Source organism: Streptomyces sp. P17 (genome assembly GCF_032436805.1).
Taxonomy (GTDB): Bacteria; Actinomycetota; Actinomycetes; order Streptomycetales; family Streptomycetaceae; genus Streptomyces.
The window spans coordinates 1-242 of the sequence record NZ_JAVRBF010001384.1 but is presented as its reverse complement, the minus strand read 5'-3'; the positions used below and the strand labels follow the sequence as shown (position 1 = coordinate 242).

The following is a 242-nucleotide window of genomic DNA, read 5'->3' as shown; positions in this document are numbered from 1 at the left end:
GGGAATAATTCAGTTGGGTTATCTAGAAACAGAAATTATATACGAAGTTTTTAAAAATGGAACTGTATCTTTAAGTCAAAATTCGTCTAGTTATGATTATTCAAATTATACTACTGAATTAAATATTGATGTTCCATTTATAATAGAAGACAGTAGATTTGATAATCTAGATACAGAAACTACACATTCTCTATACTATACAATTAGAGCAAGCTATTTATGAAATACAAAACCCCTTTTAA

1 protein-coding gene is annotated in these 242 nt (G+C 26.0%); it reads left to right on the top strand.

What is annotated here, in order from left to right:
- A partial coding sequence (locus RMT89_RS45065) for a hypothetical protein (protein WP_315889539.1) occupies window positions 1–223 on the top strand: 223 nt, incomplete at its 5' end.
- Between the last annotated feature and the right edge of the window lie 19 nt (window positions 224–242).